This window comes from Collinsella aerofaciens (genome assembly GCF_020709435.1).
In the GTDB taxonomy this organism is placed as follows: Bacteria; Actinomycetota; Coriobacteriia; order Coriobacteriales; family Coriobacteriaceae; genus Collinsella; species Collinsella aerofaciens_AU.
Genome location: NZ_JAJFDP010000003.1, coordinates 220,694 through 230,541, shown reverse-complemented (window position 1 = coordinate 230,541; position 9,848 = coordinate 220,694). Strand labels below are relative to the sequence as shown.

Below are 9,848 nucleotides of genomic sequence, written 5' to 3'. Positions count from 1 at the left end.
GGAGAGAGCGCTCCCGCAAACTGCCTCTTGACAACTTATAGGAGCGTCGGTTTTAATTTCGCGATTTTTCCCATGGTCAAGTAATACAGGTCCATCCCCGTAATCCGCCATACTTTTGAAACCAGCCCATTTGGGACGGGACCATATTGACTACTTTTACCTATCAGCCCGCATGTTTGACGCATCTAAAATAGCCCCGTCCCAAATTGACTACCCTGGCATTGGGGATACCATGGTGGCACCCTAGCGAAAGGACGATGTATGGCACATGTCGATGACCAGCGCGTGGCGCGCGTGCTCGATGCGCTCGAGGCTCAGCACCCCGGCGCGCAGCTGCTTGTGAACGACCCGTGGTCGATCTACTATCTGACCGGCTTTTATGCCGATATGTTCGAGCGTTTTTGCGGCGTGCTGCTCGCACGCGATGCCGAGCCCGTGCTCTTGGTCAACGCCCTGCACCAGCTGCCAAAGTACGACAATGCCCGCGTGGCCTATCACACCGATACCGACGTCGTGACCGACGCCATCGTTCGCGAGATCGATCCGACCAAACCGCTCGGTATCGACACCGTCATGCGCTCCGTCTTTTTGATGCCCCTTATGGATCGTCACGCCGCGAGCGAGTTCTTCCTAGGCGACTTTGCCGTCACCGCCGCACGCACCCACAAGGACGCCGCCGAGCAGGAGCTCATGCGCATGTCCTCGGCCGCTAACGACGCCGTAATGGCCGACGCTATCAAGCTCGTTCACGAGGGTGTGACGGAGCGCGAAATTGCCGACCAGATGCTCGGCCTGTACCGCAAGCACGGCTGCGAGGGCCTTAGCTTTCCGCCCATCGTGAGCTTTGGCGCCAACGCCGGCAACCCGCACCACGAGCCCGACGATACGGTACTCAAGCGCGGTGACGTGGTGCTGTTCGACATTGGAGGGCGTCGTCGCAACTACTGCTCGGACATGACGCGCACATTCTTTTGGGGCGAGCCGGACGAAGAGACGGCACACATCTACGACATCGTGCGCCGCGCCAACGAGACCGCCGAGGCGCTCATCGCCCCGGGCGTGCGCATGTGTGACCTGGACCGTGCCGCGCGCGACGTGATTGAGGACGCTGGCTACGGCAAGTACTTCACGCATCGCTTGGGCCACTCAATCGGCCTGCAGGACCACGAACCGGGCGACGTTTCGCTCGTCAACGAGCAGGTCGTAGAGCCGGGCATGACGTTCTCTATCGAGCCGGGCATCTACCTCCCCGGCCGCACCGGCGTCCGCATCGAAGACCTTGCCCTGGTCACCGAGTCCGGCGTCGAGATCCTCAACGCCCACCCCCACGACCCAGTCCGCCTAGACTAGGCACGCCACCAAAGCTCCCCTAGAAGTTGCGGTGAAATAGGGACTGTTCAAGGCTTCTAGCCCATAAAACAGTCCCTATTTCACCGCAACTGATGAGGGGATGGGTTAACGGAGCAGCCCGGCAACTTCGCCGGCTAGGGTGATGGTGCCGGCTGCTACAAAGGGCTCGCCTGCAGCTTCGAAAGCTGCGAGGGACTCGGACACGCTGGGGTACACGCCCGCGAGCTTATCGGCATCAACGAGGGCGGCGAGCTCCTCTGCCGGCAGGGCGCGATCGGAATCGGTCTGCGTCACGACCACGCTCGGGAAGGCTGGAATCAGCACATCAACGATACCCGCCACGTCCTTGTCGGCCAGCGCAGCGCACAGCAGCGTGGGGCGATTCTCCACGCACGGGTCGATCTCGTCCAGCGCGCTCACAAAGTTCTCGCAGCTCTGAGGGTTATGGCAGGCATCAATCAGCTTGAGCGGGTCGATCCCCAGCACGTCAAAACGGCCCGGCGTGGGGCAGCCCATAAGCGAGGTGTCGAGCGCATCGTGGTCGAGTTCGCGGCCCAGATACCCCTCGCAGAGCATAATCGCGCACGCAGCATTCTGCGGCTGGTAGGCCGGCTTGACCATGCTCGACGTATAAATCGCGCGCGGCGTGGTGCAGCTGAACTCCACCGTGTCGCCCACATGCGCCGGCACCTTGGTCGTGGCGTGGCTCACCACCAGCGGCACCACACCGCACTCACGGCAACGGGCATCCATCACGCGCTGAACGCTCGGCTCATGCGTGCCCTCGCCCAGCACAACCAGTCGCCCGGGTTTAATGACCGCGGCCTTCTCCCCCGCAATGGCCTCGAGCGTGTCGCCCAGGATGCGCGTGTGGTCGAGGCCAATACCCGTGATGGCAACGGCGACGGGATCGGTCGCACTCGTGGCGTCCCAACGGCCGCCCATGCCAACCTCGAGCACAGCAACGTCCACCGCGGCCTCGGCAAACACCACCAATGCGGCAGCCGTCAGCAGGTCAAACGGCGTGATGGTATAGGCGCGCTCCCCCGCCGCCGCACGACGGGCATTCACTCGATGCCCCGCCTCAACAGCGGCCGAAACGCCACGAGCAAACGCCTCGTCACTCACAACGCGCCCGTCAACCTCCATGCGCTCGGGATAGCGCACCAACTGCGGAGACGTATACAGTGCGGTCTTGAGCCCCTCACCACGAAGGATGGCAGCCGAAAAACGCGTGGTCGAAGTCTTGCCATTGGTACCGGCAACCTGGATGCAATCGAAATACTCGTCCGGACGTCCCAGCTCATCAAGCATATCGACAACCGTCTCGAGCAAAGGACCAGCATCCCCAGAAATCCGCCCCGTATCAGCAGCCAGCCCAACAGCCTCATCAAACGAAAGCAACTCAAACGAGAAAGGAACGACATACGACCCAGAACGCTTAGCCATAACCCAAAGTCTCCAATTAAAGAAAAAGAGGCCCATCAAAAAGAATGAGCCCCTCGCGTTGACAATATCAGCCTTTACCCGATTGCAGCGGAATCAAGGCCACAACCCGGTGGCCCTAACCAACCAGATGCAAACGACAACGTAACCGCACTAGGAGCGGCCCGACGCTTTGCTCGATACAAGTTCCGCACGCAAAGGACAGCACTTAATGTGCTGTCCGTCTTGCGCAGGACTGTCCGCAGTAGCGAGCAAAGCGTCGGGACGCGCCCCTCAGTAAGATCTACGAGAAGTCAGCAACCTGAGCAGTCAGCGCCGCCAGGATCTCCTTGAGCTCAGCTGCACGGTCCCTCTTCTTCTGGACCACCGCGGGCGCGGCCTTAGCCACAAAGCCCTCGTTGGCGAGCGTCTTCTCGCAGCCGGCGAGCTCCTTCTGGGCCGCGGCAATCTCCTTCTCCAGGCGTGCCTTCTCGGCCGAAAGGTCAACTTTGCCCTCGAGCACCACAAAGACCTCGACGCCGCTGTCAACAACGGCGATGCTCGCGGCCGGCTTCTCAATGTCGGTGCCCATAACCAGCGAAGCCGTGTTCGCAAGCGGCTCGATGGTCGAACGCAGGCTCTCGAGCTTCTCGATGTCCTCGGCACCGGCGCGCACGACCACGTCGAGCTCGGCCTTGGGGCTCAAGCGATAACGCGAACGCGTGGCGCGGGCGGCGGAAACGACGGTGCGGCACAGCTCAAAGGCGCGCTCGGCGTCCTCGTCGACGTACTTGGCGTAGTCGGCGGGCTCAGGCCACTTGGCGATCATGAGCGCGTCGGCGCGGTCGACGTTGCCCTCGGCGTCCAGATCGAGCACGCTCGCCGGCATGTTGTCCCAGATCTCCTCGGTGACAAATGGCATAAGTGGGTGCATCAGGCGAATGGAGGTGTCGAGCACAAAAATCAGGTTGCGCTGCGCCTGCAGACGGCCCTCGCCCTTCAGGCGGGCCTTGGTGACTTCGACGTACCAGTCGCAGACCTCGTTCCAGAAGAACTGCTGCACGCCGCGGGCCATGTCGCCAAAGGTGTAGTTCTCAATACCCTCGGTGACCATCTTAACGGCCTTGGCCAGGCGACTGAACATCCAGGCGTCGGCCGGCGTCTCCACGACGGGCTCGCCGGGCGTGTAGCCCTCCATGTTCATGAGCAGGAAGCGACTGGCGTTCCAGATCTTGGTCACAAAGCTCTTGGCCTGTTCGGTACGCGGGCTGTCGATGAGCTTCTTGGTCTTCTTGTCGATGTTCGCGTCGAACTTAACATCCTGGTTGTTGGTGCACAGCGTGAGCAGGTTGTAACGCATGGCGTCGGCGCCGTACATACCAATGAGATCCATGGGGTCAACGCCGTTGCCCTTGGACTTGGACATGCGGCTGCCGTCCTTGGCCAGAATCGTCGGATAGATGACGACGTCCTTAAACGGCACCTCGTCCAGGAAATACAGCGAGCTCATGACCATGCGGGCGACCCACAGCGCGATGATGTCGCGCGCGGTGACGAGCGCCGTCGTGGGGTGATGGCCCTCGAGCAGCTCCGGCTTTTGCGGCCAGCCCTGCGTGGCGAAGGTCCACAGCTGCGAGCTGAACCAGGTGTCCAGCACGTTCTCGTCCTGGTGCACGTGATGGCCGCCGCACTTGGGGCACACGTCGGTGTCCTCGGTAAGGGCGTCCTCCCAGCCGCAGTCCTCGCAGTAGAACACAGGGATACGGTGGCCCCACCACAGCTGACGGCTGATGCACCAGTCCTTAAGGTTCTCCATCCAGGTGGTGTAGGTCTGCGTCCAGCGCGCGGGGTGGAAAGTGACCTTGCCGGAGTTGACGGCGTCGAGCGCCGGCCCCTTGAGCTTGTCGACGGCGACGAACCACTGCTCGGACAGCCACGGCTCCAGGGCGGCGTCGCAGCGGTAGCAGTGCATGACGGAGTGGTCGTGGTCCTCGACGTGATCGAGCAGGTCATGCTCCTCAAACCACTTGATGACGGCCTCGCGGCACTCCTCGCGGGTCATGCCGGTGAACTCACCATAGCCCTCGACGACCACCGCGTGCTCGTCGAAGATGTTAATCTGCGGCAGGTCGTGGGCCTGACCCATGGCGTAGTCGTTGGGGTCGTGGGCCGGGGTGACCTTGACGAAGCCAGAGCCAAAGTTAGCGTCGACGTGCCAATCCTCAAAGATGGGGATCTCGCGGTCGACGATGGGGAGCTTGACGGTCTTACCCACGAAGGCGGCCTTCTCGGGGTCCTTCGGGGAGACAGCGACGCCCGTGTCGCCGAGCATGGTCTCGGGGCGCGTGGTGGCGACGACGATGTAGTCCTGGCCGTTGACCGGCTCGGTCAGCGGGTAGCGCAGGTGCCACAGATGGCCCTTCTCGTCCTTGTACTCAGCCTCGTCGTCCGAGATAGCGGTGGTGCAGTTGGGGCACCAGTTGACGATGCGCTTGCCGCGGTAGATCAGGCCGTCGTGATACCAGTCGCAGAAGACCTTGCGCACGGCCTGGGCGTAGTCCTCGTCCATGGTGAAGCGCTCGTTATCAAAGTCGACGGAGCAGCCCATACGCTTGATCTGCTCGACGATGATGCCGCCGTACTCGTGGGTCCAATCCCAGCAGGCGTCGACAAACTTGTCGCGACCGATCTCCAGGCGACTGATGCCCTCGCTCTTGAGCTTCTTGTCGACCTTGGTCTGCGTGGCGATACCGGCGTGATCGGTACCGAGCACCCAGCGCGTGGACTTGCCGCGCATGCGGGCCATACGGATGATGGCATCCTGGATGGAGTCGTCGGTGGCGTGACCCATGTGGAGCTTGCCGGTCACGTTGGGAGGCGGAATGGTGACGGTGCAGTCGCCCACGCCCTCACGGCGCTTGTAGTAGCCGCCGTCGAGCCACTTCTGCAGGATCGCCGGCTCGTTGGTCGACGGATCGTAGTTCTTGGGCATTTCTTCCATATATCTCTCCCTGTCCCGCCGGGGAGGAATGTAGGCCCGATTTTCGCTCGGTCAGGTCCTGGCTCGCGCGAAGACCACATTAAGTGGTCTTCGGCTCGTGCGGAATCTACGAAAATCGGGCCTGCATTCCTCCCCTTAGGTATCGATTACTTCAGTCTGATATGACTTCGCTGAGGCTTAAACAAACACACAGAATAACACAGGTAGTTGGGGTTATTGCGTATATATAAAATAGCCTCCGACCGCGGGTGGTCGGAGGCTATTTGCAAACACGTTTTAGGCTGGTTTAGCCGTAGATGCGTTGGGGCTGTTCTTCGCCCTTTACGGAGGCTTCGGTTACGACGACCTTGGAAACGCCCTCCTCGCTGGGGAGGTCGAACATCGTCTGCTGCAGCACGTCCTCGCAGATGGCACGCAGGCCGCGGGCGCCGGTCTTGCGGGCAAGTGCCATGCGGGCGATCTCGTGCAGAGCCGCGTCTTCAAACTCAAGCTCAACGTCCTCGAGCTGGAACATCTTGCGGTACTGACGCACCACGGCATTCTTGGGCTCGGTCAGGATCGACACCAGGTCGTCCTCGTCGAGCGCCTGCGTCTGGGTGACGACGGGCGTACGACCCACGAACTCGGGAATCATGCCAAAGGCGTTGAGGTCCTGCGGGAGCACCTGACGCAGCAGGTCGTTCTCGTCGACCGAGGTGGGACCGGCGATCTCGGAGTTAAAGCCCACGCCCTTGTTGCCCACGCGGTCGGCGATGATCTTGTCCAGGCCCACAAAGGCACCGCCGCAGATAAACAGGATGTTGGTCGTATCGATCTGCAACAGTTCCTGCTGGGGATGCTTACGGCCGCCAGTGGGTGGAACGCTTGCCACCGTGCCCTCAAGAATCTTAAGCAGCGCCTGCTGAACGCCCTCGCCCGAGACATCGCGGGTAATGGAGAGATTCTCGGCCTTGCGGGCAATCTTGTCGATCTCATCGACATAAATGATGCCCACCTGCGCGCGCTCGATGTCGCCATCGGCGGCGTTGATGAGCTTGAGCAGGATGTTCTCAACATCCTCGCCCACGTAACCTGCCTCGGTAAGCGCGGTGGCGTCGGCAATGGCAAACGGCACCTCGAGGATGCGCGCGAGCGTCTGGGCAAGCAGGGTCTTACCGGTACCGGTGGGACCGAGCAACAGGATGTTGGACTTGGCGAGCTCCACCTCATCTATGTCATCGTCAAACTGGCCGCCCATACCATCAGCCTCGTCAAAGGCGGACACCGCGGCACCGCCCTCGATCACGCGGCGGTAGTGGTTGTACACGGCCACCGACATGGCGCGCTTGGCATCCTCCTGGCCCATAACATAGGCCGAAAGCTCGTCATAGATCTCGTGCGGCGTCGGCACGTGCGTGATGACCTGACGGTCGTCCTCGAGCTCAAAACCCTCGGCCTCGGGGTCAACGGCGGGCTGGGACGCAGCCTGGCCGTGGTCGTTGAGGAAACCCGGGAGATTGCCGTTGCGGGCGGCGTCCATAAAGTCCGAAGCCAGCGACTCCTCAAGGATCTCGGAGCAGGCGGCGACGCACTCGTCACAGATAAAGATGTTGGTCGGGCCCTTTACGAGACGACGGACCTGGCCCTGCTCTTTTCCGCAGAAGGAGCAGCGGATGGGGTTGCCGTTCTCGTCAAAGTTGTCCTGCATGTTACCTGCCATCCTAGGCGTCCTTCGCGGCGAGGTCGCGCGAGGTGACGATACGGTCGATCAGGCCGTAGCCGAGGGCCTCGGCAGCGGTCAGGTAGTTGTCGCGCTCGGTATCGGCCTGGACCTTCTCGATGGGCTGGCCCGATGCGTCGGACAGGATCTGGTTGAGCTCGCGGCGGGTCTTCTTGATCTCCTCGGCCACGATCTCGATCTCGGTCTGCTGGCCCTGGGCACCGCCGCTGGGCTGGTGAATCATGACCTTGGAGTGCGGCAGGCAGAAGCGCTTGCCCTTGGCGCCGGCCGAAAGCAGCACAGCGGCCATGGACGCGGCCATACCAACGCAAATGGTGGAGACCTGCGGCTTAATGAAGTTCATGGTGTCCAGAATCGCCAGACCGGAGTAGACCTCGCCACCGGGCGAATTGATGTAGAGCGAGATATCCTTCTCGGCATCCTGGCTCTCAAGATGCAGCAGCTGGGCAACGACCAGGTTGGCGCTGACGGAGTTAATCTCCTCGCCCAAGAAGATGATGCGGTCGTTGAGCAGGCGCGAATAGATATCGTAGCTGCGCTCGCCGCGCGGCGTCTGCTCGATAACGTATGGCACGAGGGCGGAATCGAACTTGGCGATCATACGCATCTCCATTTCTCTTACGGACCAATAGTGGTTCTAGACAAACGTACGGTGCCCGCATGCTATGCATTGGCTGGCACCGTACGAAGCAACCGGATAACCGGCTTATAACTTTACCCCATCACGGGCGCATCCATGCGCTCGCGGAAAAGGTGGCGAGAATTACTCGGCGTCCTTGGCGGTCTCGTCGACCTCGGTCACCTTGGCGTTCTCGACCAGGTGATCGACGGCCTTGGAGCGACGGATGGACTCGCGGACGGCAGGCATGCGGCCATCGGCGATGAACTCGGCCTTGGAAGCCTCGACGTCCTTGACGCCGGCCTTCTCGAACTCGGCGTTGATATCGTCCTCGGTGACCTCAATCTTGAGCTCGCGAGCGAGGGCGTCGAGAGCCAGGGACTCACGGGCAACGTCGTTGGCCTGCTTGTGCAGGTCGCCGATGAACTGCTCCATGGTCAGACCGGAAGCGGGCAGCCAGGTGTCGAGCGTCATGCCGCGGGCAGCGAGGTTGGACAGGAAGTTCTGGCCAAGCTCCTCAAAGACGGACTGCTCGTAGTCGGCGTCCATCTCGTCGAGCTGCAGACGCTCGGCGAGAGCGGAGACGCAACGGTTCTCCTTCTCGGCCGGGAGGCGAGAAGCCTTGTCCTGCTCGATCTCGATCTTGATGGCGTCGCGCATGGCGTCGATGCTGTCGAAGCCAAAGTCGGACTTGACGAGCTCGTCGGTGAGCTCGGGGGTGTTGCGGACCTTGATGCCCTTGACGGTGACCTCGACGGTGTGGGTCTCGGCCTCCTCGCCCTCCTCGACCTCGTCGGTCCAGGTGACGGTCTTGACGTCGTCGACGTTAGCGCCGATCAGGGCCTCGTTGAACTCCTTGGGGTTGCTGTCGCTACCGGCGATGAGCATACGGCCCTCGGCGGCGAAGTTGTCGGCGTTCTCGACGGCCTTGAGGTCGACGGTCACGTAGTCGTCAGCCTCGACGGCGCGACCCTCGACGTCCTCGAAGGTGGCACGGTAGTTGAGGAGCATCTCGACCTGGTTGTTGATCTCGGACTCGGTGACCTCCGCGGGAGGCATCTCAATCTCAACGGCGTCGAAGGAGGAGAGCTCAGCGGCAGGACGCAGGGAGAACTCGACGGTGTAGGTGTAGTCCTCGTGATCCTTGGCGAGGTCGAGCTCCTTGTAGTCACCGTTCTTGGTGGGGACGATGTCCAGCTCGTTGAGGACGACGGGCTCGTTGGCGGCGATCAGGTCGTTGGTGGCCTGAGCGAGGGTAGCCTCGGCGCCAAGAGCAGAGTCGATGACCGGACGGGGAGCCTTACCGGCGCGGAAGCCCGGGAAGCGGTACTTCTTGGCGGTGTCCTTGTAGGCCTTCTTGATCGCGGCGTCGACGTCGGCGGCCGGGATGGTGACCGTAGCGGTGAGCTTGGCGTCCTTGACGTCAGAAGCGGTGATGTTCAACACGTTCCTCCTCATACTGCCCAGCTTATCTGAGGTGCTGGTACCTTTATGCAACAAAGAGTCGCGACGGCGGGAGCCGACGCAGGTGCGTTGGTGCGGGCGAAAGGACTCGAACCTTCACGGGAATCCCACCAGAACCTAAATCTGGCGCGTCTACCAATTCCGCCACGCCCGCATGAGCGCACAGACTATGAATGATAGCAGATACGAACGGCAAGCGCACGCACACCTTTTACAGGCTCACGACCTCACCACGAGTGCAAAAGGCGGGACGAGTTGCCCCGCCCCGC

At 61.7% G+C, this 9,848-nt stretch carries 6 protein-coding genes and 1 tRNA gene; 1 reads left to right on the top strand and 6 read right to left on the bottom strand.

The window, feature by feature from the left end:
• Positions 1-261 precede the first annotated feature (261 nt).
• On the top strand, positions 262-1,350 hold the full coding sequence (locus LK493_RS03840; RefSeq protein ID WP_227790175.1) for a M24 family metallopeptidase: 1,089 nt from the start codon (positions 262-264) through the stop codon (positions 1,348-1,350).
• A 105-nt stretch (positions 1,351-1,455) separates the two neighbouring features.
• On the opposite strand, the gene LK493_RS03835 is transcribed toward LK493_RS03840, so the two are convergent.
• The 6 genes from LK493_RS03835 to LK493_RS03810 all read right to left on the bottom strand — a co-directional run bounded on the left by LK493_RS03835 (position 1,456) and on the right by LK493_RS03810 (position 9,733).
• Positions 1,456-2,799 (bottom strand): bifunctional folylpolyglutamate synthase/dihydrofolate synthase, encoded by a 1,344-nt coding sequence (locus LK493_RS03835; RefSeq protein ID WP_227790174.1) that lies wholly within the window; start codon positions 2,797-2,799, stop codon positions 1,456-1,458.
• Between the two features lie 280 nt (positions 2,800-3,079).
• On the bottom strand, positions 3,080-5,776 hold the full coding sequence (locus tag LK493_RS03830) for a valine--tRNA ligase (RefSeq protein WP_227790173.1): 2,697 nt from the start codon (positions 5,774-5,776) through the stop codon (positions 3,080-3,082).
• A 286-nt stretch (positions 5,777-6,062) separates the two neighbouring features.
• Positions 6,063-7,475, bottom strand: a complete 1,413-nt coding sequence (clpX, locus tag LK493_RS03825; RefSeq protein WP_227790172.1) for an ATP-dependent Clp protease ATP-binding subunit ClpX — start codon at positions 7,473-7,475, stop codon at positions 6,063-6,065.
• 1 nt (position 7,476) lies between these two features.
• Positions 7,477-8,097, bottom strand: coding sequence for an ATP-dependent Clp protease proteolytic subunit (locus LK493_RS03820; protein WP_227790171.1), 621 nt, complete (start codon positions 8,095-8,097; stop codon positions 7,477-7,479).
• A gap of 162 nt (positions 8,098-8,259) precedes the next feature.
• Positions 8,260-9,561 (bottom strand): trigger factor, encoded by a 1,302-nt coding sequence (gene tig / locus LK493_RS03815; RefSeq protein ID WP_227790170.1) that lies wholly within the window; start codon positions 9,559-9,561, stop codon positions 8,260-8,262.
• Between the two features lie 88 nt (positions 9,562-9,649).
• Positions 9,650-9,733 (bottom strand) — tRNA-Leu (locus LK493_RS03810).
• Between the last annotated feature and the right edge of the window lie 115 nt (positions 9,734-9,848).

What these genes read in the sequence shown, in the direction of transcription:
- LK493_RS03840 (WP_227790175.1), top strand. Translation starts at nt 262, where the DNA reads ATGGCACATGTCGATGACCAGCGCGTGGCGCGCGTGCTCGATGCGCTC.
- LK493_RS03830 (WP_227790173.1), bottom strand. Translation starts at nt 5,776, where the DNA reads ATGGAAGAAATGCCCAAGAACTACGATCCGTCGACCAACGAGCCGGCG.
- LK493_RS03820 (WP_227790171.1), bottom strand. Translation starts at nt 8,097, where the DNA reads ATGATCGCCAAGTTCGATTCCGCCCTCGTGCCATACGTTATCGAGCAG.
- clpX (WP_227790172.1), bottom strand. Translation starts at nt 7,475, where the DNA reads ATGGCAGGTAACATGCAGGACAACTTTGACGAGAACGGCAACCCCATC.
- LK493_RS03835 (WP_227790174.1), bottom strand. Translation starts at nt 2,799, where the DNA reads ATGGCTAAGCGTTCTGGGTCGTATGTCGTTCCTTTCTCGTTTGAGTTG.